This is a genomic window from Ammonicoccus luteus (assembly GCF_050880385.1).
Classification (GTDB): Bacteria; Actinomycetota; Actinomycetes; order Propionibacteriales; family Propionibacteriaceae; genus Enemella.
Window position 1 is genome coordinate 196721 of record NZ_JBNZCI010000006.1, and the last position, 26442, is coordinate 223162.

24 protein-coding genes and 1 pseudogene are annotated in these 26442 nt (G+C 65.7%); 12 read left to right on the forward strand and 13 right to left on the reverse strand.

Translation table 11 applies throughout. The annotated features are described in order from the left end of the window. Positions 1–304: 304 nt before the first annotated feature. Positions 305–2065, reverse strand: coding sequence for an ABC transporter ATP-binding protein (locus ACQ260_RS14225; protein WP_432560115.1), 1761 nt, complete (start codon positions 2063–2065; stop codon positions 305–307). Next, on the reverse strand, positions 2062–4347 hold the full coding sequence (locus ACQ260_RS14230; protein ID WP_432560116.1) for a glycosyltransferase: 2286 nt from the start codon (positions 4345–4347) through the stop codon (positions 2062–2064). The genes ACQ260_RS14225 and ACQ260_RS14230 overlap by 4 nt, the downstream gene beginning before the upstream one ends. Before the next feature lie 123 nt (positions 4348–4470). On the opposite strand from ACQ260_RS14230, the gene ACQ260_RS14235 reads away from it, so the two are divergent. The 4 genes from ACQ260_RS14235 (at position 4471) to ACQ260_RS14250 (ending at position 9773) form a co-directional block, all read left to right on the forward strand. After that, positions 4471–5979, forward strand: a complete 1509-nt coding sequence (locus tag ACQ260_RS14235; RefSeq protein WP_432560117.1) for a tyrosine-protein kinase family protein — start codon at positions 4471–4473, stop codon at positions 5977–5979. A 293-nt stretch (positions 5980–6272) separates the two neighbouring features. Continuing rightward, a complete protein-coding gene (locus tag ACQ260_RS14240; protein ID WP_432560118.1) occupies positions 6273–7631 on the forward strand; it encodes a tyrosine-protein kinase family protein in 1359 nt (452 codons plus the stop codon). Between the two features lie 71 nt (positions 7632–7702). Beyond that, positions 7703–8980 (forward strand): hypothetical protein, encoded by a 1278-nt coding sequence (locus ACQ260_RS14245; RefSeq protein WP_432560119.1) that lies wholly within the window; start codon positions 7703–7705, stop codon positions 8978–8980. Further along, the gene (locus ACQ260_RS14250; RefSeq protein WP_432560120.1) at positions 8973–9773 is read left to right on the forward strand and encodes a polysaccharide deacetylase family protein; all 801 of its coding nucleotides are present in this window, start codon (positions 8973–8975) and stop codon (positions 9771–9773) included. The genes ACQ260_RS14245 and ACQ260_RS14250 overlap by 8 nt, the downstream gene beginning before the upstream one ends. On the opposite strand, the gene ACQ260_RS14255 is transcribed toward ACQ260_RS14250, so the two are convergent. Continuing rightward, complete coding sequence (locus ACQ260_RS14255; RefSeq protein ID WP_432560121.1) at positions 9770–10891, reverse strand: glycosyltransferase; 1122 nt, start codon at positions 10889–10891, stop codon at positions 9770–9772. The two genes, ACQ260_RS14250 and ACQ260_RS14255, sit on opposite strands and share 4 nt — an antisense overlap. Positions 10892–10983: 92 nt before the next feature. Between ACQ260_RS14255 and ACQ260_RS14260 the strand changes: the two genes are divergently transcribed. The 5 genes from ACQ260_RS14260 to ACQ260_RS14280 all read left to right on the forward strand — a co-directional run bounded on the left by ACQ260_RS14260 (position 10984) and on the right by ACQ260_RS14280 (position 14770). Next, positions 10984–11955 carry a GNAT family N-acetyltransferase gene (locus ACQ260_RS14260; RefSeq protein WP_432560122.1) on the forward strand — a complete coding sequence of 324 codons (972 nt, stop codon included), beginning with the start codon at positions 10984–10986 and terminating at the stop codon, positions 11953–11955. A 10-nt stretch (positions 11956–11965) separates the two neighbouring features. After that, positions 11966–12589 carry an arsenate-mycothiol transferase ArsC gene (locus ACQ260_RS14265; protein ID WP_432560123.1) on the forward strand — a complete coding sequence of 208 codons (624 nt, stop codon included), beginning with the start codon at positions 11966–11968 and terminating at the stop codon, positions 12587–12589. After that, positions 12571–13470: a nucleotidyltransferase family protein gene (locus ACQ260_RS14270; RefSeq protein WP_432560124.1), complete on the forward strand. Its 900-nt coding sequence runs from the start codon at positions 12571–12573 to the stop codon at positions 13468–13470. Before ACQ260_RS14265 ends, ACQ260_RS14270 begins: the two co-directional genes overlap by 19 nt. Continuing rightward, on the forward strand, positions 13467–13748 hold the full coding sequence (locus tag ACQ260_RS14275) for a hypothetical protein (RefSeq protein WP_432560125.1): 282 nt from the start codon (positions 13467–13469) through the stop codon (positions 13746–13748). Before ACQ260_RS14270 ends, ACQ260_RS14275 begins: the two co-directional genes overlap by 4 nt. A 182-nt stretch (positions 13749–13930) precedes the next feature. Next, the gene (locus ACQ260_RS14280; RefSeq protein WP_432560126.1) at positions 13931–14770 is read left to right on the forward strand and encodes a P-loop NTPase family protein; all 840 of its coding nucleotides are present in this window, start codon (positions 13931–13933) and stop codon (positions 14768–14770) included. Positions 14771–15102: 332 nt separating this feature from the next. On the opposite strand, the pseudogene ACQ260_RS14285 reads toward ACQ260_RS14280, so the two are convergent. The 8 genes and pseudogenes from ACQ260_RS14285 to mobF all read right to left on the reverse strand — a co-directional run. Continuing rightward, a pseudogene (locus ACQ260_RS14285) lies at positions 15103–15702 on the reverse strand (ISL3 family transposase); the annotation flags it as partial. Positions 15703–15749: 47 nt separating this feature from the next. After that, positions 15750–17045: an IS256 family transposase gene (locus ACQ260_RS14290; protein WP_432560127.1), complete on the reverse strand. Its 1296-nt coding sequence runs from the start codon at positions 17043–17045 to the stop codon at positions 15750–15752. A 52-nt stretch (positions 17046–17097) separates the two neighbouring features. Next, positions 17098–17835, reverse strand: a complete 738-nt coding sequence (locus tag ACQ260_RS14295; protein WP_432560128.1) for a transposase — start codon at positions 17833–17835, stop codon at positions 17098–17100. Between the two features lie 751 nt (positions 17836–18586). After that, positions 18587–19093, reverse strand: coding sequence for a DUF6933 domain-containing protein (locus tag ACQ260_RS14300; protein WP_432560129.1), 507 nt, complete (start codon positions 19091–19093; stop codon positions 18587–18589). Between the two features lie 45 nt (positions 19094–19138). Beyond that, positions 19139–19834: a hypothetical protein gene (locus ACQ260_RS14305; RefSeq protein ID WP_432560130.1), complete on the reverse strand. Its 696-nt coding sequence runs from the start codon at positions 19832–19834 to the stop codon at positions 19139–19141. 392 nt (positions 19835–20226) lie between these two features. Further along, positions 20227–20517: a hypothetical protein gene (locus ACQ260_RS14310; protein WP_432560131.1), complete on the reverse strand. Its 291-nt coding sequence runs from the start codon at positions 20515–20517 to the stop codon at positions 20227–20229. A 22-nt stretch (positions 20518–20539) separates the two neighbouring features. After that, entirely contained in the window at positions 20540–21145 is a 606-nt protein-coding gene (locus ACQ260_RS14315; RefSeq protein ID WP_432560132.1) for a hypothetical protein, read from the reverse strand. Positions 21146–21172: 27 nt separating this feature from the next. Then, positions 21173–22126 (reverse strand): MobF family relaxase, encoded by a 954-nt coding sequence (gene mobF / locus ACQ260_RS14320; RefSeq protein ID WP_432560133.1) that lies wholly within the window; start codon positions 22124–22126, stop codon positions 21173–21175. A gap of 297 nt (positions 22127–22423) precedes the next feature. Between mobF and ACQ260_RS14325 the strand changes: the two genes are divergently transcribed. Together ACQ260_RS14325 and ACQ260_RS14330 are read left to right on the forward strand one after the other, a co-directional pair. Next, on the forward strand, positions 22424–23122 hold the full coding sequence (locus ACQ260_RS14325; protein ID WP_432560134.1) for a hypothetical protein: 699 nt from the start codon (positions 22424–22426) through the stop codon (positions 23120–23122). After that, positions 23119–24108, forward strand: coding sequence for a nucleotidyl transferase AbiEii/AbiGii toxin family protein (locus ACQ260_RS14330; protein WP_432560135.1), 990 nt, complete (start codon positions 23119–23121; stop codon positions 24106–24108). Before ACQ260_RS14325 ends, ACQ260_RS14330 begins: the two co-directional genes overlap by 4 nt. On the opposite strand, the gene ACQ260_RS14335 is transcribed toward ACQ260_RS14330, so the two are convergent. Continuing rightward, positions 24105–25016, reverse strand: coding sequence for a tyrosine-type recombinase/integrase (locus tag ACQ260_RS14335; protein WP_432560136.1), 912 nt, complete (start codon positions 25014–25016; stop codon positions 24105–24107). The genes ACQ260_RS14330 and ACQ260_RS14335 overlap by 4 nt on opposite strands. Positions 25017–25326: 310 nt before the next feature. Further along, a complete protein-coding gene (locus ACQ260_RS14340) occupies positions 25327–25515 on the reverse strand; it encodes a helix-turn-helix transcriptional regulator (protein WP_432560137.1) in 189 nt (62 codons plus the stop codon). 285 nt (positions 25516–25800) lie between these two features. On the opposite strand from ACQ260_RS14340, the gene ACQ260_RS14345 reads away from it, so the two are divergent. After that, positions 25801–26277: a transposase family protein gene (locus ACQ260_RS14345; RefSeq protein WP_432560143.1), complete on the forward strand. Its 477-nt coding sequence runs from the start codon at positions 25801–25803 to the stop codon at positions 26275–26277. Positions 26278–26442: the final 165 nt, after the last annotated feature.

Consider the following 26442-nt stretch of genomic DNA (forward strand, 5'->3'; position numbering starts at 1 on the left):
AACCAACCCGGGGCGGTTTATATCAGCGGCTCCGTCTGGCAAGATCGGGCGGCCTCCAGGGATTTAAAATACTCTCAATCAACGGCCGCCTGGAACACCTACGCGGCCTGGCCCTGGTTTTCTGAAATCTCACGCACTACAATCGCACGCGCACTACGCGAGATTGGCGGATTCAGACCCCGACTACACCCTGGATTGTGAAGAGCGAGTTAACCAGTCAGGGGCGTGCAAAAATCAGGAAACTCCAGTCCATGACGCCGCGGCCAACATTAGGGCAGCAGCACGCGCATCTCGTAGCCTCTTTTCAGGCGATTCCGGCGACCGCGAGGGCCTTGCGGTAAAAGGCGCTTCTGCCGCGAAGGCCATTCGGGGTATCCAGCGCGGTCATCTGGCCGGATTCGATCACCATGATCCGGTTACAAATATCAAGGGTCGACATTCGGTGAGCGATGATAACGACTGCGAGCTGACCGTGGAGCTCGGCGAGGGTGGATCGGATAAGGGCTTCGCTTTGGCCGTCCAGGGCAGATGTCGGTTCGTCCAGAATCAGTAGCTCGGGCCGCACCGCTAGTGCTCGGGCGATGGACAAGCGCTGCCTTTGCCCTCCGGAGAGTTGGTTGCCGCGTTCGCCGAGGTGCGTGTCGAATCCATCCGGAAGGTTCTCGATCTCGCTAAGAATGTTTGCCTGTAGTGCGGCCCTGCGCAGGTCGTTGTCGCTGATCCCATCGCGGAAAAAACGAATGTTCTCGGCTACCGTCCCGGTGAAGAGCCGAGCCTCCTGCGGCACAAAGGCCACGCGCCGACTCCACCATTCCCGGTCGACGTCTTGTAGTGGTACACCGCCGGCGCGGATGGTGCCCTTGCTGGGTGGGCGGAGGCCAAGCAGGAGCTGGGCCAGCGTTGACTTGCCTGCACCGGATGGCCCGATGACTCCAATCGCTTCGCCGGGTGCGAGCCGGAATGTGACGTCAGTCAGCGCCGGATGCTCTGCGTACGCAAAGCTCACATCGTCGACTTCCAAAGGAAGCACCGCAGCTGGCTGGGCCGCGCCGCGAACGGCGGAGGCATCGGCATATTGACGCACTGTGTCTTCGACTCCCTCAAGGAAGGGGAGCGACGCTGCGATTGTCGCTGAGGCCGTGGACAACTGCTGACCATAGCTCAAGGACCGGAGCATCAGAAGCATGACGGCACCGACGACCGCGAGGTCGAAGATTGGTGCCAGTGAAAGGGCTGCCACACCAGCGAGTACGGCACCGTAGGCTAGGGTCATGTAGATCTGGGGCATTGCGCCTTGGAGTTCTTGGGTGCGTCGCTGAGTAAGTGTCGAGTCTGCCGTGAGATTGTCGATCCGCTCCTCGAAGTGGCGCTCCGCGCCAAACGTCTGCATCTCGAGACCGAGTGAGCCCAGCTCGGAGACGGAGTTTGCGAATGCCAGGTTGGCCTTTGCGTTGCGACTCGACCGACGGCGAATTGCCCTCCGGATCGGCGTCAGAATCCCGCCCACCACAGTCAAGGCGATCAGCACGGCCGCCGTCGCCAATGGATTGACGACCAGCCCAGTGCCGAGGAAGGCGAGAAGACTCAAACCTGCGGTAATGGCTGTTGCCAGAGTCGATACGGTCTGAGTGATGCGGGTAACGAATGAGGTCAGGAGCTCTTGGAGGCGCCCAGCTGGCTCGGTTTGTTGGACGGCCCAGCTCGTGCGGAGGTAGGCGTGCGACAGCCGTTGACGCTGCGTGGTCGTGACCGCTGCAGCGAGGTAGGCCGACACCTTGACGCTCAACAGACTAAAAGTGACCCGTAGAGCAAGGGTGAGGGCGGCGACGACGAGAGCGCTGGGTACCGACAGGAATCGGCCGAAGGCCGGACCGACTCGATCGTTGCCTCCGGCGAGTGCCATCCCGATCCCGGTCAGAAGAACAATGAAAAGCGCTTCGAGCAGTGCTCCACCCAAAGACACCAACGACAACAGGGCGATCCGACCCTTGTACGGAGAGATCAGCCCTCGCAGGATCGCCCATCCGCCAGGCGGCCGCTCCCCATCCACACCGGTCGACGTCATGCCACCACCGTCAGCTCTCCGTTAATAGTCGCCACCTCACCTTGGGAGGCTGCCAGCTCTTCGGTCAGTTGTCGCCACTGTTGTGCCGTTGCGTCCAGGGAAAACAGATCAATGCAGCGTGCGCGTGCCGCCGCGCCCCACGCCGTTCGTTCGGCGATGTCCTCAATGAGGAACGCCACGCGATCAGCGAGTTCTGTTACGGAATCGCCTGGCACGATGGCTCCGGTGCGTCCATCCGCAAGGACATCAGCGACACCCGCAGCGGTGGTCGACACGACAGGGAGACCGGACAGGCCAGCTTCGATGAGGACGCCGGGCATCCCCTCCGTATCGGCGGCACTCGTCATGACCAAGACGGCCGACCGGCGCAGCAACTCCGGCACATCCGAGCGGGATCCCAACAACTCCACCTGGAGCGCAGCGGCCCGCGGGGCAAGCGCCGCGTGCAAGGGCCCGTCGCCAGCGATCGCGGCGGAAAACCCCAATCCGCGCGATTGAAGGTCCTGGACGACATCAAGGAACAGGTCGGGTCTCTTGCCCGGTTCGAGTCGCCCGACGAACAGCACGCGCGGCGGATCCACGGGACGCTCACCGTTGCCCAAAGGGTGGTAGCGCTGCGGGTCTCGTCCATTCGGAATCAACGTCGTGCGATCACGCGGAACGCCAAACAGACGGGCTACTTGGTCGACAATGGGTCGTGAGACTCCGACGACTCTGGTCACGCGGTTGCTCAGAGCCCGATAGAGGAGGCGATGCTGAGGGCGGGCAATCTCTGCAGACGACAACCCGACTTTGTAATACACAGTTGGCGTCTTGCCGGCGGCGGCCACGACATACTTAAGTGCCTCCCCACCGTGCGCGACGACCAGGTCGGCGTCCTCGTGCTGAAGCGATTGGCGGAGGCGCAGGACAGCGCGCGGATCCATGCCCACTCGTCGCAGCAGACCGCCCGCGATGCCGAGTTTGATGTCCGCGCGGGCCGCGGCATCGGGGGACTGGAAGAGCGTCACCACGAGGTGGCGTTGCCCTGTGTCATCGGCCAGGGCGTCGCGGAGCTGGCCGGCGTACACCTGCGCGCCTCGCTCTTGATCCTGCGGCAGCACATGAAGAACGGTGATGCGATGATTCTCAGCCTTCGCAGGGAGCCCCTTGTTGCGAGTGATCGACGCATATGTGTCCAATGAAATCTGGGCTATCTGGCGCTGGTCGAACTCAGCCTGTGCCCGCACTCGGGCTGTAGCGCCCAGTCGCGCCCGGAACGTGGGGTCCTCCAAGAGGCGGGCGATGGCGGCGGTGAGTGCGTCAGCGTCATGCGCCGGTGCCAGGAGCAGGTGTTCCTCGCTGGTTCCGATCTCCCGGCAGCCGCGGATGTCGGAAAGCACCATGGGCACGCGGCAGGCGGCAGCCTCCATGGAGGCGCGTGAGAATCCCTCCCGATAGGTTGGTAGGGCAAACACATCGAGAGCCGAGTAGACGGCGGGCATGTCCGTGCGTTCCCCAACGAAGTGGACTGCTTCCTGGTGTGGAACGGGCGCGGACCCATCGGTGTCGTCGTCCGGACCCACCCAGATGAAGCGGGCGCGGTGGCCCAAGGCGTGGGCCGCTTCGGCGTACTCGGCCAAGCCTTTCTCGCGCACTCGACGGCCAACCGTCCCGACGAGCAGTTCGTCGTCTGCGATACCGAGCTCTGCTCGGACCCGCCGTCGCCCTTCGGGATCCGGCTTGAAGCGCTCGAGGTCAATGCCGTTGCCCACCACCCGCCAGCGGCCCTTCTTGAGGAACCGGCGGAGGGTCTTTGCATCCTCGGCGTTCTGGAACAACTCGAAGTCCGAAAACCGGATGGCGAGCGCCTCCGCGCCGTAAACCAACACTCGCTTGAGCAAAGGGTCCTCGGGCCGGGCCCAGAGCCCGTGGCAGGTGTTGACCACGACCGGGACCCGGGCGAGACGTCCCGCGATGCGTCCCATCACCCCAGTCTTGGGGTTGTGGGTGTGCAGCACATCCAGCTTGAGGCGGCGGAGCGTGCGAAATAGTTCGACGAACGCGCGTGCGTCGCCGAGGAGGTTCCAGCGGCGGGTAAGCGTGTCGATGGGGACGTGCTGGAGGCCCAAGGCCTCGACGCGTTCGACATATGGTCCCGGCGCGCTGATGCCGAAGACCTCATGGCCAGCTTCAAGGTCTACCTGGAGTTCGGTAGCCAACAGCAGTGCCAGACTCATGTCGACCGTCGTGAGGTGGGCGATCCGCAGGCGTTCCCCCGATTCCTGCGAAGGGCTTTTCACCCGGCTATTGTTGCAGGGTTTTCTTCCCGGGGCGCAGGTTGTCCCACGGGATCCGCCGGAAGGCTCGTTCGGGGTACCGTTGGTCAGCGACGTGGGCATGAGGAGTTCGGGACGGAGCGCAACGTGACAGTGCTGGAGGCTTTGAAGGCACTGCGGCGACTCTGGCCCGTGTCCGTGGCGTGTTCCCTGGTTGCTGGCGCTTTGATGTGGCTGATCACGCCTGTGTCGATCAACACCGAGCGCCAGGTCGCGAACTTCGATGCGATAGCCACCCTGTTGGTCGTGCCGCGCGTGCCACTTGATGGCGATGAGCCAGAAGGGCGGGGCGCGGGGGGCGAGCGCACACCGGTTTCGCCGAGCGCCGCCGCAAATTCAACCGCGAGCCCGCGTGCAACCGCAACGCCGTCGGGGTCGCAGAGCCCCGCGCCAACCCCGAGCCCAACGCAAACTCGTGTCGACAACACCCTCGCGCTCAATCGAATCGCGTTGCTGGTGAGAACGGGCGAGATCCCACACATCGCGGCTCAGAAACTTGGGTACAGCGGAGACCCTGCCGTTCTGGCGGGCCGGATTCATGTGCACGCAGACGCCGAGAGCAACAGTGTCGCCATTTCGATGACGTCGAAGGACAGCCGCCCCGCGGTCGAGACAGTGAACGCGTTTGCTGAGGCTGCAGTGGAGTACTTTGCGGGGCCGGGGCGGAGCATCGGCGTGGACGTCATCCTGCTTGAGGAGGCGACGGCGCTGCCCAATGAGACCACCGAGGCGTACGTGGCGCCCCCGTCGAAATGGGGGCGCACACTGGCCGCTGCGATCGTTGGGCTGGTCCTCGGTGTCGGCTTGGTGTTGTTCGTCGGTCGGCTTGATCCCCGCCTGCAGACGCGCCGTCAGGTGGCGCGGGCGCTTGCGCTGCCGGTATTCGCCGAGATTCCGCGTCCGCGTCGTGCTCGGTCGACCGCTGGGATCGCCGTCCTCGATGATCCGCGCAGCTCAGAAGCCGACGGCTATCGCGTGCTGACCTCAGCGGTGCTGCATGCGAGGGCGGAGAAGGGGCGGGAGTCTGGCGGTGACGCCGGGTACGTGATCGTTGTGACGCCCCTGGCCGGCGGCGCCGATGAGGCGGTCGTCAATCTGGCTGCGGGCCTGGGGGCGGACCTGAGGGTGTTGGTCATGGATGGTGACCTGCGGAGTGCGGGTCTCGCCGAGTTGCTGGACGTGCCCGAGTTGGAGGGCGTCAGCGACTATCTCGCGGCCCCGGGCGGCACGCTCACGAGGTTTACTCACCCGTCCCGCGTGCCTGGCGTCCAGTTGGTGACCGCGGGCACGGACACCGGGCAGCCTGTCCTGGTGACCAGCCGGCTGGGCCAAGCACTCGAAGCGGCCAAGGGAATGGCCGACGTCGTTATCCTGAAGGCGCCGCCGCTGCTGGCTGCGAGCGAAGTTTTTGATTTCCTGCCGCTGGCGGACATGGTGCTGGTCTCGGTGCGGAGTGGGCGCCTGGAACCCGCCGCGGCAACACGAGCGATGGAGCTGCTCCATCGCTACCCGCACGCTGACACCGGGGTGGTCCTGATCGGCGTGGACGCGCAGCCGTTCGCACGGCGTACGGCCAAGGAAGCTGAACAGAAGTAGGTGGCGAGAGGATAGCGGGGTACAGTGCCCGAAGCTATCTCGCTCAAGGAGACTCGGGGGACGGAACGCGTATGACCTTGCACGAGTACTGGAAAGTCTTCCGGGAACGCTGGATTTTGATCGTCGCGTGCGTCTTGGTTGCGGCGGGTGTGGTGTGGTTGATCACGCCAGCGATGACGGACACGAGCCGTCAGGTTGGCTCGTACACCGCGACGTCCACGCTGTTGGTCGGGTCGAGGCCGAGCGACCCTCAGGCGGCTGCAAGCAGTGTGCAGTCCGCCTCGCTAGGGCGGGTGAAGCTGTTCGTCACCACCGGTGAGATCCCGAAGCGTGCTGCCGCAGCTTTGGATTACCAAGGTGATCCCGCTGTCCTCGCGTCGGGTCTTACGGTGGAAGAGGTTCCGGAGGCTCAGGCGCTCACCATCTCCACCACCAGCGCAGATGGGGCGCGTGCTGCCCAGGTTGCCAACACGTTCGCGGCGGAGACCGTGCGCTATTTCGATGAAGGCCACCAAGGCACTGGGGATGCCCAGCTTTCAATCTTGCAAGAAGCCACAGCAATTCCTGCTGAGAGCGCGGTCGCTCTCAGACTGCCCGCGGGACGCATTCCGCGGACGGCGTTGGCCGCACTCTTGGGACTCATCGTGGGCTTCGGTGTGGCGCTCATCCTTGACCGCTTCGACTCCCGCCTCCGGACGCGGCAGGAGGTGCACGAGGCGATCAGTATGCCGGTTGTGGCACAGGTGCCGCGTCTGAAGCGCGCGGATCGGGTGCCCGGTCGGTTGGGGGTGGTCGCCGAGCCGCTGGGTGAGTATGCGAACGGTTATCGTGCTGCGCGCACCGCGCTCATGCACCTGCCCGGTCAGCAGGTGCAGGGCGAGTGGACGCCCCAGGACGCGACAGCGGCTGGCGACGGTGGCGAGTTCCAGCCAGCCCGGGTGATCCTCGTGAGCTCAGCGTTCGAGTCAGAGGGGAAGACCACCAGCGTCGCCAACCTCGCCGCGAGCTTCGCAGAGACCGGCCAGAGTGTGCTCGTGCTGGACTGCGATCTGCGGTCGCCCGATGCGCACAATCAGTTTGATGTCCCGCAAGGTGCTGGGATCTCCGACCATCTGGTGCAAGCTGCGAGTGAGTCGATCCAGCCGCTCATCCGGCCGACGAATGTCTCCGGTGTCTACATTATGACGGCAGGAACCCGGTTGGATCACCCGGCGGCCTTGACCAGCCGGCTCGAGCCCATTCTGGCTGAAGCCCGACAGCTTGCCGATGTCGTCATAGTGGACACGGCACCCTTGCTCGCGGCGAGTGATGTGTTCGATGTGCTGCCGCTCGTCGACACTGTTCTGTTGGTCGTCCGCAGCGGGCGGCTGACCGAACAGGCAGGTCAGCGTGTCGCGGAGTTGCTCGGCCGGTTCCAAGTGCCCGTCACCGGAGCGATCCTCATTGGCGCGCCCGCTCGCCGTGCGGAGGGTTATGGCTCCCGGTACGGCTACGGCTATGGGGACGACCCGCGAAAGAAGCAAAGGAAGGCCGCCCGGGTGAAGGAGAAGCCGGCCGAACTCGCGAGTGCGGAGCCGCCCACGGAGTCGCGTCCTGCGCAGCGGTCCCTTCCCGAAGAGGCCTCGGACGTCGACAACGCGCTGCGTTCGTAGCAGTCGTGAGAGGACTGTCACGGCTCCAATGGGCCGCAATAGTCGCTGGGCTGGGTGCCATTGTCGCGTATGTGCTCGTGATGTCCTGGGCGATGCGCACTCAGTCCTATGCATCGTGGGGCACCATGATCGTGCTGCCTGCGATCATCATCATCAACGCGGTGCTGATTTGGATTGCCCGAAAGGTTGAGCGCGATTCTTTCGTGACGAAAGTGCTGATCGCTGGCTTCATCGCCAAGTGCATCGGCATCTTCTTCCGCTACGTTTCGGTGTTCTTCATTTACAACCGAGCTGGTGACGCGGTTCGCTACAACGACTTTGCCGCGCTCTACTATCAATCGTGGCGTGATGGCGTCATCACGTGGGCGCAGTACGACGGCAAGGCGGGCACCATCGCGATGGAGCTCATCACCACCGGCGTCTATGTGTTCACCGGGCCCTCGCCGCTCGCAGGGTTCTATGTCTTCGGCAGCATGGCGTTCTGGGGGGTGTACCTGATCTTTAGGGCGTTCAGGACAGCGTGCCCCGAGGGGCGCTATCGGCGCTATGCGGTGCTCCTGTTCTTGCTGCCCTCCCTCTTGTATTGGCCGTCCAGCATCGGCAAGGAATCCTGGATCCTGCTGTTCGTGGGGGTGGTCGCCTATGGCGCCGCTCGGTTCTTCACCGGGCGGCTGCTGGGGTTGGTGTGGATCGCTGTGGGGGCTGGTGGAGTCACCTTGATTCGCCCACATATTGCTGTCCTCCTGTTGGCCGCGCTGGCTGTCGCTCAGCTGCTGCGCCCCACGGACAGGAGTCCGGTGTCGGTCGTCGGCAAGGTCGTCGGCGTGGCGATTATGGCGGTGGCCTTGGGGTACTTCATCCAATCCTCGGCTGACTTCTTGGGCGTCCAAGAGGTCACCGTGGACAGCGTCACGGAGAAGGTCGAGTGGGCGGGCGGTCAAACGGAGCAGGGGGGGTCTGTTTTTGAGCCGGTGCCGCTCGGGTCTCCCTTGGGCATTCCCGCAGCCTTTGTGACCGTGCTCTTCCGGCCGTTCCCCTGGGAGGCCAGTTCGCCGTTGGTTCTCTTGCAGAGCCTCGAGGGGCTGGTGCTGATCGTGCTGCTGATCAAGGCCTGGCCCCAACTCAAGACACTGCCGCGGTTGCTGAGGACCAACCCCTATGTGACCTTCGCGCTGGCCTACGTAGTGGGGTTTGTCATCGCCTTCTCGGGCTTCGGCAACTTCGGCATCCTTGCCCGCCAGCGGAGTCTGATGCTCCCGTTCTTCGTGATCCTCCTCGCCCTTCCTGTCGTCACCGATGCCCGTCGACGATCCCGAGCCGCGCCGAAACAGGAGTTGGTGGATGCCTGAGTCCCCTCGTGTGCGCCTCAAGCGAGTGCTGGCGGGCGTCCCAGGCAGCCGACCGGCCGAAGGCGCCACGCTCCTGATCTATCACCGCTTGGGCGGTGGCACTCCCGACGAACTGGATCTTCCGGCGGACGCCTTCGAACGTCAGGTCGATCTGCTGGCCGGTCACGACGTGGTGTCGCTGGATGCCGCGCTCGATCGACTCGACGCCGATGAGCGCCGGGCATCGTTCGTGTTGACCTTCGATGATGGGTTTGAGGACGTCTATCAGCACGCGTGGCCATTGCTGCGTGAGCGTCAACTGCCGTTCACCATCTATGTGGCGACGGCGTACCTCTCGAAGACCATGCGCTGGGAGGGCGCGACCGCCAAGGGGTCGCCGGGGAAGGGACTGTCGTGGGATCAGCTTGCCGAGATGGTCGACTCTGGTCTCTGCACGATCGGCAACCACACCCACAATCACGTTCCTCCCGCCGAGCTGACGGAGGTGGAGCTTGATAGGTGCACCGCTGAGATCGAGCAGCACTTGGGGGTGACGCCACGGCACTTCACGTATCCCTGGGGAGTCCCGGTTCCTGGAATGGAGGACGCTCTCCGTGAGCGTTTCCGGAGCTCGTCGACCGGGGAGCTCGGTCGCAACGCTGGACTGACCGACCGGATGCGGCTCAAGCGCGTGCCAGTCCGGCGCACGGACCCGGACGAGTTCTTCGCGGCGAAGCTCACCGGAAACTTGGCGGCCGAGCGCGCGTATGCCGGGATCGTCCGCGTCGCTAAGGCCGTTGGGATGAGTTCCTAGCGCGCGACGGCGGCGTACGCGTCCTGCTGCGCGGTCACCGCAGTGCGGATGTCGAACCGCGGGGCGCGTGAGCGACCTTCGGCGCCCATGCTGGCGCGGAGGTCTGGGTCGTCGGCGAGCTTCAGGATTGCCGACGCGAGCCGTTCGTGGTCGTGCGGGGGGACGAGGATCCCGCTGACGCCGTCGGCAACTGCTTCCGGAACGCCGCCCACGGTCGTCGCCACAACGGGCAGCCCGGCGTCCATGGCCTCCATGATCGACACGGGCAGTCCCTCGTGCTCGGACGACAACGTGAAGATGTCCGCGGCACTGAGGAGGTCGCTGATGTCGCTGCGGTACCCGAGGAAGCGGAAACGGTCGCCCGCCTCGAGCTCCTTGTGCAGCGCGGTCATCTCGTCCATCAACGGGCCCTGGCCTGCGGCCAGCATGACCAGGTCGGGGTTCTGCGCGAACGCTTTCTTGGCCGCCCGCAGCAGGTTCGGGTAGTCCTTCTGCTTGCGCAGATTGGCCAGCGTGAGTGAGACGACGGCGTCCTCGGTGATCCCCAGTTCGGCTCGGACCCGTTGGCGCGCGTCCGCGGACGGCGGGTTGGCACCCTGCACGATGCCGTGAATCAGCACCTCTGCGCCTTTCGCGCGGGACGGCCACATCGAGCGTACGACCTCCTCCGAGACCGCCCACCGGCGTGCATCGAGCGGAGCGGTCACGCCGTTGAGCCAGCGCGTGGGCCGTTCGAAGCGGCTCCACATGTTGTGCTCGGTCGACAGCAGCACAGGCCGCTGCGATCGCGGGAAGGTCCGGGACAGCACGCGAGCAACGCCAGCGAGCAGGGGAGAGTGGGCGTGGATGACGTCGAATCGGCCCATGAGGCGACGCAGCCGCAATGGCCACAGGCGAGGATTCCCGCCCGCGGTCAGCCGGTGTGCGGTGACGCCGGACTCTTCCAGGGCGGGCACAAGCTGGGTCTTGTCCGCTCGAACGAACGCGACCTCAAAATGGAATCGCTCGTGATCGGCGACGCGTGCCGAGGAGACCAAGAGTTGCTCGGCGCCTCCGGGCCCCAAGCCTTTGATCAACCAGAGGACGTTGATCGGGCGCTGGGATTCGTTGCTAGTCACGGGCTGATTGTGCCCGACCTATACTCAACCGCGCGGCAATTTGTCCGCTGGTCGGGCAGCCGCCCGCCGACTCGGGGCAGGAGATAGAGGGTATGACGGACCTGAAGATTCGCAATGCTCGACGCGAAGACGATGAGCAGGTCCAGCAGCTTTTCCGTGCATCGCTCGGGCGCAAGCCGGAGGACCCGAACGAAGCGCTTTTCGACTGGAAGCATCGGCAGAACGCGTTCGGCGAGTCGCCGGCGTGGGTGGCGCTGGATCGCGACCGGATCGTCGGGTTCCGCACCTTCATGCGGTGGCGGTTCGTGGACGACGAGGGCAAGACCCATTCCGCGGTCCGGGCGGTCGACACCGTCACGTCCCCGGATTATCAGGGGCGGGGGATCTTCCGGCGGCTGACGCTGCAGGCAGTCGCCGAGCTGACGCTCGCGGGCGACCGGATGGTGTTCAACACGCCGAATGAGCAGAGCCGTCCGGGGTACCTCAAAATGGGCTGGACCGTCGCCCGCCACCTGCCGGTCGGCATGCTGCCTGCTGGTGCGCGCGGCGCGAAACGGATGCTCCGCTCGCGCGTCCCCGCGAAGCTGTGGTCCGAGGTCGCTCAGGCCGGCGTACCCGCCCGCGAACTCCTCGCCGACCGTGCCGTGGGGGAGCAGCTGCTGGAGCACGCGCCGTCCCGCGGGTTCCGGACCGACCGGACCCCCGACTATCTCGCCTGGCGGACTTCGCTCGAGCCGCTGCACTATCGGGTGCTGCCGGTGTCCGACAGGGACTGGGCGGAGGGCGGGTTGGTGTTTCGGGTGCGGCAACGCGGTCCGGCGCTTGAGGCCGCGGTGATCGAGCAGTTGGTGCCGGATCGGCTGACCGGCGCGCGGTTGGTAGCCCGGTTGCTGAAGGAGACCGGGGCCGACTATGCGATCGGTTTGCGCACCGGGCCGGCCGCCGGGTTGATTCCGGTGCCAGTGCCCGGATTCGGTCCGATTCTGACCACACGACCGCTGGCGGGGGCGCCGCCCGCGGTCCGGGATTGGACCTTGACGCTGGGGGACATCGAGCTATTTTGATCGGAGGATTGTGCGTACCGAGCCGTTGAACCTGCTGTTCGTCTGCACGGCGAACATCTCGCGTTCGCCGTACGCTGAGCGTCGAGCGAGGATGCTCCTCGGCGATGCACCGATCACGGTCGCGAGTGCCGGCGTACCCGGCTATCCCGGCCGCTCCATGGACCGCGAGATGGCCGCCCAACTGGAGCTGCGCGGCGGCGAGCCCGAGGGGCACGTGAGTCGGTCCCTGGACGGTGACATTCTCGGGTGGGCGGACCTGGCGCTGACGTTCGAGTTCGCGCATGATTTGAAGATCTTCGAGCGCTGGCCCGAGGCCTGGGAGCGAGTGTTCGGGCTGAAGCAGTTCGCCCAGGCGGTGACAGAGTTCGACGCCGCCGCGATGACTGGATCGGCGCTCACCTCGGCTGCACGCAGGGTGGCCGGTGGCAACTCCATGGGGTGGGATGTTGATGACCCCTATCATCGCGGGCAGCGTGCTGCAGAGACGGCGGCGGCTTCCATCGACAAGGCCGTTGAGTCCGTGGTCCGCGGGCTCTTGGGGCTGCCGGCAGCGGGGGACGGTCCGCGTCGCGCCGACCCGTCTCGGCACGGTGGCCGCGGCGATAGTGTCTTGCCATGGTCCAGCCGGAAGTGATGCCAGTGGGTGTGGCGATCCGCTTCGCGCACGCGGTGGCGCAGGCGGTCGCCGACCGACATGGCATTCGGTTGCTGCATATCAAGGGCCCGGCAGTGGATGAATCGCTGCTCGATCTCGGGCCCACCACGGATGATTCGCCCGGCGAGCCAGTGCCTCGCCACAGCACCGACGCCGACGTGTGGGTCGATCCCGAGGCGGTGCAGCGGTTCCTCGCGGCGATGAGCGAGCACGGCTGGCAGCTCAAGGTGGCGTTTGAAGATGGTTCGGCCTTCGAGCACGCCGCGACGCTGGGCCACGCACAACTCGGCTATCTCGATGTGCACCGAGAGTTTCCCGGCATCGGGTTGGATCGCCAAGGCGCGTTCGAACGGTTGTGGACGAATCGAACCTCCATAGAGATTGCCGGGCTGCCCTGCTGGGTGCCAGCGGTATCGGCCCAGAGATTGGTTCTGCTGCTGCATGCCGCTCGAGGCGGGACGCGTCGCGACCACCCGGATATTCGGCGGACTTGGACGGATGCGTCCGAGCCCGAGCGCCTAGCCGTCAGACGGTTGGCGCAGAATCTGCAGGCTGAGGTTCCACTGGCCGGTGCGATCGGGGAACTGGAACGGTTTCGTGGGCGACGGGAGTACTGGTTGTGGAAGGTGCTCTCCGAGTCGAGCGTGCGGCACTCAATGGTCACAATCTGGGCAGCTCGCGTCTGGGCAGAACCCACGCCGGCGCGGGCAGGCCGGACCGCCTTTAGGCTTCTGCTGCCGAAACCGCAACGGCTGGTGCTTCTTGAGGGACGCGCACCCACACGACGGGACGCACTGCGGGCTTACTGGCGCCGGGCCGGACTGGCTTGGCGTGAACTAAGGCGGTTGGTGCGGCAGTGACTGAGGCGTACGCAATCCCCTCCGACGTCGCGCAGGTGGTCCTCGAGCCGTCGGGAGGGAATGACCTGAGGGTCTTTGTGATGCGGGTGCCCGACGGTAACCCGGTCGCGTTGGTGGGAATCAGTGCGGTGATCTGGTTGCTCGCGGCGGAGGGAGACATCGACGTGGTGGTGAGCGTCGCCGAGGCTGTAAACGAGCCCGTCGCGGAGATAGGGCCGATGATCGAGGTGTACCTGAAGGACTTGGCGGACCAAGGATTGCTGCAGCGACTGGAGTGATGGCTAACCGGGATAAGGTGCGGCCTATGTCGTCGCCGCCCGTCGTGGAAATCCTCGGGGAGTTCTGGGAACTGCCAGACCCCGCATTGAGTGATCGGTGGTCCCGTTGTCTCCGTCCGGACGTGACCCAGGGCCGCCAGTTGAAGGGGGGCACCCCCTATCACTGGACGTCGGCGGCCACGGTGCAGTCGATCCAGGCACGAGCGGGCGAATGGCTGATGTTCCATGCCGCAGGCGTGAGCGACGATGCCGGCGCGGTCGTCGCACTGATCGGCCCCAGCGGTACCGGAAAGTCGACGGCGGCTCGGACGCTGTGTCGTGACGACTTCGGCTATGTCACGGATGAGACCGTGGCGGTGCAGCCCGACGGCACGATCGTCCCCTTTCCGAAACCGCTCGCCGTGATTCCCGCTGGCGGCGGAGTCAAGCTGGAACTTGGCCCGGATGAGCTCGGCCTGGGTACCTGCCCCCCAGCGCTGCGGCTGAGTGGACTGGTGCTCTTGGAACGGCAGGAAGGCCTGACGGCACCAGCGGTTGAGCGGTTGGGTCTGCTGGAGGGAATCGTCGCGATGGTGTCGGATATGTCGGCGCTGCCGCACGTGCCCTCGGCCCTAGCTCGCGTCGCGACACTGGCCGATCAGTGCGGGGGACTGCACAGGATTGTCTATGGCGATGCTGGTCAGCTGTCTGTTCTCGTGCGGCAAGTGCTCGAAGTGGGTCCTGTCCGGTCTGCGATTGTTCAGCACCCTTCTTGCACGGTTGCGGATCGGCCTGGGCTGGTTCGTGCTGAGCATCACGATGCGATAGAGCTTGACACCGAGGTGCTCATTCTACAGGGCTCCACGTGCGTACTCACTCGCGGCATCGGGGCCCTCGCCTGGCTGGCGGCAGTCCAGCCGCTCTCTTTCGATGAGGTTGTCGAAGCGGTCGTGGGGGCCGCTGGGGATCATCCGGAGGCGGAGCGCCTCGTGCGAGCCGCGGTGGATGACCTTGTGGCGCAGGGGGTGCTGGTGTCCCGCTGAGGTCCGATGATCACGGCGTGCGCTGGCCGGCCGACAGCAGCCGCGCGGAGGCGTTGAAGCACCGGAACGCCGCATCTACTAGAGAGGACCTCGGGCGTACCTGTGGGTTCGCTTGGTGGGACCCAGTGGGTCCTTCACTGAACGGGGAACGGGGGTTGGGCGGCGAGCGCGGAGTTGATCGTTGGATGCCCCAAGAGCAGCGACGCGTCTGCTGGCATCTGGAGGCTCGTCAGGTCGGGCGGTCCTGCGTGATGGATGCGGTCTCAAAGATGTCGAGAAGTTGCTCGGGCCCCTTGACGCCCTGATATGTTGCCGTTGACTAAAGCGGCTCATCACAAACGGGGGTGTAGTTGGGGCCTGAATCCTCCGGTTTCCAGAAGAGACCGGGCGATGTAGTGGGTGAGATTGCGGAACCCCAGGGCCAGTCCGCGCAGATGCTCCAAGCGACCATTCAGCGCTTCAGTAGGTCCATTCGAGGTGCTGGGCCAATCGAAGTAGGCCAGCACGTCCTCGGCCCGCTGCTTCAGTGTCCGGCCCAGGCTGATGACCTCGGTCAGGGCGCCGGGAACACCCGCACTGATGCTGTCGATCAGGTGCTGCATCCGCATCCGACCTGTCGCTCGATCGAGGTCGCGGTAGGCGGCGATCAGGCGTTGATAGATCCCCCAGGTGGCTTGGACCTCGACGTGCTCATCGCCAGCGAAGAGCGCCTCGAGCCGGGCCTGCTGTCTCTCGGTGAGCAGATCGGTACCGGTGTGGAGGGTGCGGCGGGCCCGGTACAGGGGGTCGTTCTTGCGGCCGCGGCGACCGTGCAGCCGCTGTTGAACCCGGCGGCGGCAACGGTCCAACGCATCCCCCGCGAGGCGGACGACATGGAACGGATCCATCACCGAAGTGGCCTCGGGAAGTTCTTCGGTGGTGGCGGTCTTGAAACGGGCTTGTCAGGGTTGCTGTGTAAGGGCCTGGCCTGGTGATGATGTTAGGCGTTGTCCAGTCGTCCGGGGAACATGATGTCGAATTGGTTCATGGCGGTCTTCCAGTTGTAGCTGGAGCGGCCGCCGCGGCCTGCTCTAGTGGTGCGGCCCATTTCGCGGCAGCCGAGGTAGAGCAGCTTGATCAAGGCGTCGTCGGTGGGGAAGCTGCCGCGGGTCTTGGTGATCTTGCGCAGCTGGTAGTTGATCGACTCGATCATGTTGGTGGTGTAGATGACCTTGCGGACCTCGGGCGGGAACGCGAAGAACGGGATCACCTGCTCCCAGGCGGCCGCCCACTGCCGTTTGATGGCTGGGTACTGGCGCCCGATCTCGGAGTCGGTCCACGCGTCCAGAGCGTCTTTGGCGGCCTGCTCGGTGGGCGCGGCGTAGATCAGCCGCAGCTGCGCCGCGACGCGTTTGCGGTCTTTGTAGTTGACCCACCGCAGCGAGGCTCTGGTCAGATGCACGATGCAGGTCTGCACCACCGCGTCAGGCCACACGGCCTCGATCGCGGTGGGCAGGCCGGTCAGGCCGTCGCAGACCACGATCAGAACGTCTTCGATGCCGCGGGCCTTGAGGTCGTTCATCACCCGTAGCCAGAACTTCGCGCCCTCGGTGTGCTCGACCCAGATCCCCAGGACCTCCTTCTTGCCGTCGACGCCGACGCCCACGGCCAGGTGCGCGGCCTTGTTCTTCACCGTCCCGGCGTCGCGGACCTTGCAGATGATGGCGTCGAGGAAGATCACCGGCCACACCGGATCCAGTGGCCTGGCCTGCCACTCGCGGACCTCCTCGAGCACGGCGTCGGTGATCTTGGAGATCAGGTCGCCAGAGATGTCGATCTCGTAGATGTCGAGCAGATGGGTCTGGATGTCACGCACGCTCATCCCGTGGGCGTAGAGCCCGATCACGATCTTGTCGATTCCGGCCAGGCGTCGCTGGCCCTTGCGCACGATCTTGGGCTCGTGGGTGCCGGCCCGGTCCCGAGGGACCTCCAGGTCCAGGGTGCCGGCCTCGGTGTGCAGTTTCTTGGGGGTGTAGCCGTTGCGGCTGTTTCCCGAGCCGATGCCGGCCGGATCGCCGATCTCGTAGCCAAGGTGATCGGTGAGCTCCTCGGCCAGTGCCCGCTCAAGCACCGCTCTGGTCATCTGTTTGAGCAGGCCACCCTCCCCAAGCAGCTCCACCCCCTGCTCGCGGGCTTGTTCGATCAAGGCCTCGGCCTGCTCAGGATTGAGGAACTGAGGCTCCTTCGGCTCACGTCGAGGTCGTCCCACCTCGACAGTGTCCAACACTTCCTTCATGACGTGACTCCTCTCAAGAACCGCTCCCGCAGCTCAGGTTGCAGGCCACGCCTTACACAACCGATCTGACACGCCCCTTGAAACCGCTAAAACCATCCATAGCCACCACCTCGACCGCATCGCGCCAGGCCTGGTCCCGTTCGGCCAGCCACCTCTTGAACGCCTGTTTCGACCGTCCCTCGATCATGTCCAGCAGCCGCGCGGGCCCGGTGCCGTCACGGACCGGGGTGAGATCGATGATCACGGTGACGAACTTGTCCCCGCGGCGGGTGTGGCGCCAGCAATGCTCATCGACGCCGAGCACGCGGACGCCGTCGAGGCGGTTCGGATCATCGATCAGCACCCGGCGTCCCTCGGCCAGCACGGCGTCGTTCGCGGTATTCCACGACACTGCCAACCCCTCCGCGATCCGCGCCATCGACAGGTGCTGGCACACAATCCCGACCAACGCCCACCTCAACCCGGTCCGGGAGATCTTCGCCCGCGGTTCAGCGGCCTTGGTGGTGTCCTGACGCCACACATGCCCGCAGCCGGTGCACCGGTAGCGACGGATCCTCAGCAGCAACGTCGTGGGGCGCCACCCGAACGGCTCGTGCGCCAACCGCCGGGTCACGGTGTCGCGCGGGACGCCCTGACAGCCGCACCGGCGGCACCACTCATCCGGCTCCACCACCCGACACGACAACACCGCTGCGTCGGGCTCGAGTCGCTGACCTGTGACTTCCAGACCGAGCTCGTCCAGTCCGGCGAAGGTGGTCAGGTCAGGGCGCGTGAAGGTAGCGTCAAGCATGTCGAGGTCTTTCGGATGGCTGGCGTGAGAACCTCCATCTTCGAAAGACCTCGACCCCTACCCACCCATCGACGCGCCGACCACCCTCGCCGAACCTTTACACCTTGGTTTGTGATGAGCCAGATAAAGCCGCAAATTTGCGGCTTTTCCAGTCACGCGCACCCGGGCGAGACCCCGGCCACCATTAACCCGGCAAATTTGCCGGGATCTCGACCCCGCGCACCCGGGCGAGACCGGATCAAGGGGCAAATTTGGCCCCTTGACGGCCCCGCGCACCCGGGCGAGACGAAGGGCGATGGAAAGCCTCGTGCCACGAGAGTTTCCGGCCCCGCGCACCCGGGCGAGACCCATGACGCGCGTAACTGTTCACTGCCGTGAACAGTTGACGACCCCGCGCGCCCGGGCGAGACACGATGTCCAAGATGGTGCAGATCTGCCACATCTTGGTGTGGGAGGCGGTGACGCTGGTGCACGGATAGTGCATGCACTGAGAAGCAAAACCGCCTCTGACTGGTGCGTTCCCTAGTCAGAGGCGGTTTCCATTTGTAGCGGGGACAGGATTTGAACCTGTGACCTCTGGGAGAGATCGGAGGGCCTGAATCCGCTACCTCAAACTTCGGGTCCCGCTGGAAAACCTCGGGCTGGACTGGAGATTCTCCATCGGACGGTCGTCAGTCTATCGGAACCTCTCGGGACCGTGGCGCATCGTTTGTGATGACTTTCTGATGACCTCTCGAATCGGCGCGCGTCGTCACGGGGGGCCGAGGGTCGTGAGCAAGGCGCGCAACTCCGCGTCGGGGAAGGTGTGGGACTTGTAGAGCGGTCCGCAAGGGACGTGAGCGAGCTCCTCCGAGAGCTCGCTCAGGTCGTCAAGGTCGTTGCCCGCCTGCTGACGCCGATGGTCGGCGAGGAAGGCGAAGTCGTTCATGGAGCCCACCACGGACCTGTCCGCCGTGGGGGCGATCCGCACCTCGCTCATGCGCTCGCGCTCAGCATCCACGAAATCCCGCTCTACGCCGAGAGCCAGCAAGGCATCGGCGATGACATCCGGCAGCCGCTTCGCGAGCCCCTTCGCCGGTGCCAACGGAGTGATGACCGGGACCAGCGTTCGCGCGTTCACGGGGATGACGTGCGGTCGCCGCCACGCCAGCAGGTTGGCGTACCAGTCGCCCAGCGCAGCCGTGGACTCGTCCCCTGGCCCGGCGGGGACACCGCCGATCTTGTCCCGCAGCTTCTTGGTCGCCCGAACGATCAGCACGGCACTTTCCTCAGACCAACTCGTAGAGGGTGCCGTGCTTGCTGGTCATGGTCGACTCGCCTTGGCGCGCTGGACATCCGCGGCCTGGCGTTTGGCGAGCTGCTCGATGACCAACTCGTGTCGACGGCTGGCACGGGCCTGCATCGACTCTTCGAGGCGCAGCCGCAGCGGCGCGTCGGGGACGTTCCACAGGTCGCAGAGCTGATCGCGGACGCGATCGTCGGCAACGTTGAGATGTTCGCGGTCGAGTGCCTTGTCGAGGGCAGCTTCTGCCTTCGCCTCCGCCATAGCGCGGCGACCCTTCAATCGCACGCCTGCGAGGAAGACCTCTTCGTGGAGGCGGACACCGCCGCGGCCGACGAGGACCATGCGCGTGACGGCGGCGACGAAGGACTCATCGAGGTCGTCAACGACGACAGCGGTCACCCGACTCAGCGGCGAGTCGACACTCCACAGTGAGCGTCGCAGGAGGCGCTGGGCCTTCTGGACGATCGGGTGTCCGAGGTGGACGTAGACCAAGTCCTCCGGCCCGACCTTGCTGTCCTCATCAAACGCAGTGGGATCAAAGGTGATGGGACGAAGGACGCCTGGCTTGAGCCGGGTGTCGAGCCCGCGGAGGGTGTCGTGCCAACCGGTCGTCAGCGACGGCACAGTGAAGACCTCTGCGTCGGTGTCCTGGGCGAACTCATCGTTGTCGATCAGGGGTGACTGGTGGTTGATGCGCAGTGCCGTGTCCACCACGCGTTCGGAGCGTAATCAACCGTCACGCAGTACGACTGGGCATACGCTGGGGCAGCGGCTGCCACTGCAACGGCGGGGACGCTCCAAGCTGCGCCCTTGGCCAAGGTGCGGCGCGAGACGCCGAACTTCGTGGTGTCTTCAGTCATGGGGGTGGGTCCCCCTAGTAAGGCTTGTTCTCCAAGAGACAACATATCAGCGTTATCTCAGGTTCGTGCAAGCGGGTGGACCCTTGGTCGGGGCCTTCCCCGCTGACGGCGAGTAACGATTCGGCAACGCTCGCAAGCGCTGGTGTGCGTCAGGTCGGGGTCGCCCCACTGTTCCTGGGCTCCGGAGGCCTCCCACTTGAATGGGGCCCCGTAGTCCGGCCGGCTGTCGCCGGCCGGGCCATTCGGTCAGAGGCAGGCGACAGCCGAGTAGGTGTCGGTTGTGTCCTCACCTGACTCTTCTGCCGGCTCCGCCTGCTCGGCGTTTGGCGGCTCCTGGTTGGAAACACTGGGCGACGACGCCTCGCCCTTGGTACTCGTCGACTCTGTCGTCTTGGCTTCCGTGGCGACCGTTGGCTCAGCGGCTGCCGCGCCGGTCTCCGCGGCGGGCGGAGCGTCTGGGGCTGCGCTTGCCGATGCCTCGGTCGGCACCTCCTCGACGGACTCGAGCGGCTCGGGGGTTGTGGTCGGATCGGTCATGGCGTGACTCCTTGTCTGCGGATCAGAGCTGGATGCTGCGCGAGAAGCACACGTTCTGCTGGGGGCGGGGGTAGGACGGGCCGTCGGGATCGACGTTCACGCAGCGCCGGAGGCTGAGGTTGAACACCTCGCGGCAAGACCGTGTCGCCGTGATCTCGAGCCGAAGGCGTCCGTCCGCCCACAGGGAGCCTGCGCCCGGGTCGGTGCCCATCTGGGACTGCCACGTCCAGCCCCCGGTGTACGTGGCGGTGATGACGTTGCCGGAACGGGTCACTGTCCAGTCCTGGTTCCCCGACAGCGTGGTCACGGAGGTCACGGTCCCATTTCCGATGGTGATGGTGAGTACGGCCCCGGACGCGGTTGCCTCCGGCAGCGCGTTCTTGATGTACAGGCCGAAGGGGTCCCCGTCGGTGCCCGTGCCTGAGCCGGGGGCGGAATCGTAGATCAGGGTGTTGGAGTCCCAACCGCAGTTGCGGCTAACTCGGAGCCACCCCTGCAGAGCGTACGGGGGAACCTGTGAGACCGCGTATGCCGGCGCGGCGGCGACGACGGCTGCGGCGGGAACGGTCCACGCGACTCCCTTGGCCAGGGTGCGCCGGGACACGCCAATCTTGGCGGGGTCGGGCATGATGCGGGTCTCCTCAGGATATCGACGTTATGGCCAACCTATCATCACCCGTCGTCGGAGGCGCAACCCCGTCTCGCCGGAGGCTGCTGAAGGTTGCGGGTTCGTTATCTCTCCTTGTCTGTCACCTGTACCAAGGCGTGCCCCAAGGTGGCCCGGTCCACGTCGGGGCCCCGGCTCTTGGCCTGGGTGGGCGTTCTCCCACTCAGCGGTGAAGCGGGCGAGGTTCCGTTCCACCTGCGCGGCGCGCTTGGACATGAGCGCGTTGTACGGCTCCAGCTCAATGACCTCGCCGGTCACCGGGTCGAGGGTGAGTCCGTGCGCGTCGAGCACAGCAGTCAAGTGTGGGTGTGCTGCGATGACTGCCGTGCCGAGGGCGCGGATCGCGCCCTGTTGCTTGAACAGTGCTGCGGTGTCCAACGCCCGCCACCGGCCGGCGGCGCGGACGCGGGTGCCGATCTGGAAGTGGGTGTGGCGGTGCGGATCACCGGCTCGCGACGTGCGGTGCAGGACCGCAACACTGTGCAACCCCTCGACCGGTACCACCTCCTGCAAACCACGCGGACCCACGCGCGTCACCGAGTGCTGCGCGAGCCAACGCCGAATCTCCGTGGCGGCGTCGTGCTGCGCGACATCGAGCGCATCGGAGACCTTCGAGTGGAGCGCGGCAGCGATCGACAGGGACTTCGGCGTGTTGACGACCATCTCCGCGAAACGCGGACTACCGCGCCGTCCGCCGCCCGGCAGGCGCGGCGTGCCCATCGAGGTCCCGGTCAGGGGGTCGATCCAGTCCACCCACGCGGCGTACTTCTCAGTCGACAGCGACCGCTCCGCCACTACCTCGCCCGATGCGTCGGTCATGGTGAACTCCGCCAGGACGGTGCCGCCCTCCAGGTAGTAGTCATCGGCCGTGGAACGGTCGGACTCCAGGTAACGACGCGCGGCCGCACCCGTGCCGCGGAACAGGGTCACACCACCCTTCACCAGCCGCTCCTCTCTCACGTCTTCGTGAGACAGGTGCGCGGCCACTACCGCCGGTAGCATGCGTCCATTCGTTTTGGGGGTCGGCGGAGCCGAGGACGGGCGTAGAGCGCTGCGGCGCAGGCGATAGGCAACGGCGCGAGTGCAAGGCTCAGCGCGATCGGAAGCGGGGAGTTCGCGGAGACGAACAGCGGGGTTGGTCAAGACTTGGCCGCTCCCCGCTAAGGATGTTTCTCGTATCTTGATGTAACCTGACCATAGAGACGTTCCCCGTATCGTCTTGCAGGGAAGGAGGCTGCCATGACCACGATGACTCGCGACCGCGCCACGGCCGCGCAGGAGCGCGACCGCATCATGGGCTCGCGCAATGAGTTCTGGCGACCCGAGGACTTGGCGACATCAGGTTCGACGACTCTGCATCTGCTGGCCGATCTGGTGGAGGCGGGTGAGCTTCGCCGCATCCGTCGTGGCCTCTACTGGCGCGGAAACAAGACTCCGCTGGGGATGAGCTATCCCCGAACGGAGTTGGTGATCGCCGAACTCGCTCCCGGCCCCGGCGTGGGGCCAACGGGCTTGGATGCGTCGAACCTTCTCCGGGTGTCGACCCAGGTGCCCCGCAAGGCGCACATCGCGGTGCCACGCCGTGCGCCGGAGTCAACGCACGACATCGACTTCTATGCGCGGCCGGCTCGCCATGCCCGCGTGGAGGCTGAGCTTGGCTCGGGCGAAGTGGCGTTGCTCGAAGCCCTCGACCAGTGGGAGCGCACAGTCGAGGTGCCTCCGGGTGAGGCGTGGGAGCGGTTCCGTGAGCTGATCCGCAGTGGGCAGTTGCGTGCTGCCCATCTGGCGCGCGGTTCGCGGACCGAGCCGGGCAAGGTGAGGGCACGGTTGCGGGCGCTCTTGGAGTCACTCGGCGAGCACGCTCTTGCCGAGCAGATCCCGATCCCTGACCGTCGCACCACCGACGGCGCCCTGTCGATCCTGAGGAGTGCCGCATGACCACACTGCCGAGTTGGCGAGCTTCGAACCCCGACGGGTTCGCCGACGTTGTCATGACCGCTGCCCAGCAGCTTGGCGTCCGTCCGTTGGCTGTCGAGAAGGACTACTGGGCGTGCGAGGCGCTGCGGGCGATCACGGTTGCCCATCCGGGCGAGGTGGTGTTCAAGGGCGGCACGAGCTTGGAGAAGCTCCGCATCATCCGGCGTTTCTCCGAAGACCTCGACCTTCTGGTCGTCGGCGAGTACGGTTCCAACAGAGTTGCCGAACGCGCATTGAAGTCGATGATCGAGGCGGCCGCCGGCGCAACCGGCGGAGAGGCATCGGGCGGACGCAGCGGCGGCAAGCCCGGCAGTTTCCATCGCAGGGCCTACCTCGCACCTCCCCTCGCGCATTCTGGAGAGCCGGGTGCGATCGCCGACGCAGCCGCGATTCTGGTCGAACTCGGCCAGTCCGGTGGCCCGAACCCACACCGTGACCGGCAGGTCACCTCGCTGCTGACCCGCCAACTCGCCGACGCCGGTTTCGACACCTCGGCCTGGGGCGACCTGGCCGCTTTCGACGTCGCTGTCCTGCATCCGGGACGCACCCTCATCGAGAAACTGCTGCGGGTGAACAACTTCGCCAGCGACCCAGCCGCCCAAGAGGGCGTACACGGCTGGCCACGCATCGGTCGCCAGTTCTACGACCTGTGGGCGCTCCTCGGCAACGACGAGGTGCTGGAGTTCCTCACCGACAAGCCAACGGTCACCGAGGTTCTCACCAGTTGCTTCGAGATCTCCCAAGCTTTCACACCGGACCTACCCGTGCCTGACGGAGGCTTCGCTGCCAGCCCAGCCTTCGATGCGACCGGCCCGCTCGCGGTGCGCCTCCACGCCGAGCATGACGCAGCAATGGAGGGTCTCTACTACGGCACCGACGAACCGCCCACCTTCGACGAGGTTCTGGAGCGGGTCCACACCCACAGCGCCCTGCTGGCCGTCAGCTAAGCAGAACCGCCTTCGCCATCAGCCTGCTCGGCGGCGCGGGGTGCGAGGGCTTCCAGGATCTCGGCTGTCACCGGGTTCACGGTCTCGTCGGGTTCGATGTAGTGCTGCTTGGTGATCTTCGACGACGTGTGACCGAGCATGTCTGCCGCGAGGTCGGCGCCGCTGGCCCGATCCAGGACGGTCGCCACGGTACGCCGGAAGGCGTGGGGCGTGACCCCGGAGATTCCCGCTTCGTCGAGGACCGTCCGCAGACGGCGACGGACGTTGTTCGTGGTCAAGGGCGTGTGGTTGCGGCTGAAGAACAGCAGGTGCTCGTCCGGCTCGTCGGACATCGTCGCAAGCCGGACACGAATCGCCTCGGCAGCGAAGCTCGGCACCGAGACGACACGGGTCGACTTCTCCGTCTTCGGGTGAGCCTGCCGGTAGGTCGGCTTCCCGGCCGGCGAGATGATCGTGCCGCAGATGCGCACCCGTGCCGGTGTCACGGTGACGTCCACGTCACACTTTCGGATCGCCAGCACTTCGCCGATGCGACCGGAGGTGCCGAGCATGACCTCGATGATCTGCTCCAACTGACCATCCGGCTTCGGCCCCGACAACCCCGTACCGCGTCGCCAACCCCGGACAGCCACTCTGATCGCGTCGACCTGGGCGGAGGTCAGTGCCATCGCCTGCGACGGCGGCTTGTGCAGCACCGCGATGCTGCGCACCGGGTTCTCCCGTAAGGCGTCGTACCGGACCGCGAGCCCCAGCGCGAGACTCAACACGGTGCGAGCCTGCTTGGCCATGCTGTAGGACTTGTTCGCCGCCAGCGCCTTGATGAACTCGTCGACCTTGCGCACCGTGATCTCCCGCAACAGCAGATGCTCGAACGCGGGGCATGACGAGCTGCCGCATGTTCCGCTCATACAAACCCCGGGTGCTCGGCGCGAGCCGGCCTGTCAGGTCCAGGTCGGCGAGCCAGACCTCCACGAGGCGCCCGAAGGTGCTGTCGGCCGACAGATCACGGCTCCCAGCCGAGAAGTTGTTCCGGCGGGTCAGCTTCTTCTTCAACGCCCGCTCCGCCGCAGTGCGGGTGTCGCCCGTGGCCTGGACGAGCCGGAGTTGCCCGTCGTCGTCCCGAAACCTCACCCGGGCCTTGACCTTGCCGTTGTGGGCGGTGATGTAGGTGAACTGACCGAAGGTGCCGACATCGGTGCGTGGGCGCGCCATCTCAGATCACCGCCCCTCGCGTGGCCGGCCGGGCCGGACCTCGCGCTGGGCGTCGATCCAGGCCAGCACGTCGGCTTGGGTGAACTTCACATGGCGTCCCACACGGACGCCGCACGGACCCTTGCCGTCCACGCGCCAGTCGTAGATCGTCGCGACGGGCACGCCGAGGAAGTCGGCAAGGTCCTCGATACTCATCAGCGGAACAAGGCCGCTGGCCGGTTGCAGTGTCGTCTTCATGCCAGACAGGTGCGCCGGGCAAACCGGCTCTTCACAATCGAGAGGGGTAACCGGCGGTCGGGACTGGGCGGGTCGAAGCCGCATGAAAGGGCCCTTGGGCGAGGATGAAGGTGTCTAGTCCACATCACTACCCAAGGGCCTGTGTTGAACGCTACCGCACCCTGCCTGGATTCCTTCTGCCGTTTGGACCGGCTCGGTCTGACGGTCCTCAGCCAGCACGTCGAGCCTGACCACAGCGTCTTGGTGTGTGCCCCTACGACCGATCCGAAACCGTGTCCTGGGTGTGCCCGTCCGGGCGTGCGGCATGACACGGTGGTGCGGGACCTGGCGCATGTGCCTTACGGCTGGAAACCAACCATCCTGCGGGTACGTGTGCCGCGGTATCGCTGTCGCGAGTGTCGGCGGACGTGGCGGCACTGCCTCAAGCCTGCCGCTGCCTCGCGGGGCAAGCTGTCGCGGGACGCGATCACGATGGCGGTGAAATCGATCGTGATCGATCGGCTCTCGATCGCCCGGACCGCGGCCAATCTCGGGGTGGGGTGGAACACCGCCAGCGACGCCATCCTGGCCGCGGCCACCGATTGGCTGTTCACCGACCCACAGCGTCTGGACGGGGTCACCACCGTCGGGGTCGATGAGCACGTCGTGCGCCACGAGGCGCTGTTGTTTCGGATGGAGGTGAGAGACCTGCATCGCTTCGCTGTCGTAGCAGCGGGGTGAAGCTGGCGGCAGCCTGCCCTTGGGGAACGCCGGGGTCGGGTGGGAGCAGCCGCGACGAAGTCAGGACGGTCCAGTACTGCCGGATGGGCCGGGTCTGGTGAGCAAGACGGGAAGGTGTACGAGAGGAACCGGTGTCGTAACGCCTCTTGATCGTCGACCAGCTCG

Bases quoted from the DNA above. Each gene is read 5' to 3' on its own strand.
- ACQ260_RS14225 (WP_432560115.1), bottom strand. From the start codon at position 2,065: ATGACGTCGACCGGTGTGGATGGGGAGCGGCCGCCTGGCGGATGGGCG.
- ACQ260_RS14250 (WP_432560120.1), top strand. From the start codon at position 8,973: ATGCCTGAGTCCCCTCGTGTGCGCCTCAAGCGAGTGCTGGCGGGCGTC.
- ACQ260_RS14260 (WP_432560122.1), top strand. From the start codon at position 10,984: ATGACGGACCTGAAGATTCGCAATGCTCGACGCGAAGACGATGAGCAG.
- ACQ260_RS14270 (WP_432560124.1), top strand. From the start codon at position 12,571: ATGGTCCAGCCGGAAGTGATGCCAGTGGGTGTGGCGATCCGCTTCGCG.
- ACQ260_RS14290 (WP_432560127.1), bottom strand. From the start codon at position 17,045: ATGAAGGAAGTGTTGGACACTGTCGAGGTGGGACGACCTCGACGTGAG.
- ACQ260_RS14295 (WP_432560128.1), bottom strand. From the start codon at position 17,835: ATGCTTGACGCTACCTTCACGCGCCCTGACCTGACCACCTTCGCCGGA.
- ACQ260_RS14310 (WP_432560131.1), bottom strand. From the start codon at position 20,517: ATGACCGATCCGACCACAACCCCCGAGCCGCTCGAGTCCGTCGAGGAG.
- ACQ260_RS14315 (WP_432560132.1), bottom strand. From the start codon at position 21,145: ATGCCCGACCCCGCCAAGATTGGCGTGTCCCGGCGCACCCTGGCCAAG.
- ACQ260_RS14325 (WP_432560134.1), top strand. From the start codon at position 22,424: ATGACCACGATGACTCGCGACCGCGCCACGGCCGCGCAGGAGCGCGAC.
- ACQ260_RS14330 (WP_432560135.1), top strand. From the start codon at position 23,119: ATGACCACACTGCCGAGTTGGCGAGCTTCGAACCCCGACGGGTTCGCC.
- ACQ260_RS14335 (WP_432560136.1), bottom strand. From the start codon at position 25,016: ATGAGCGGAACATGCGGCAGCTCGTCATGCCCCGCGTTCGAGCATCTG.
- ACQ260_RS14340 (WP_432560137.1), bottom strand. From the start codon at position 25,515: ATGAGTATCGAGGACCTTGCCGACTTCCTCGGCGTGCCCGTCGCGACG.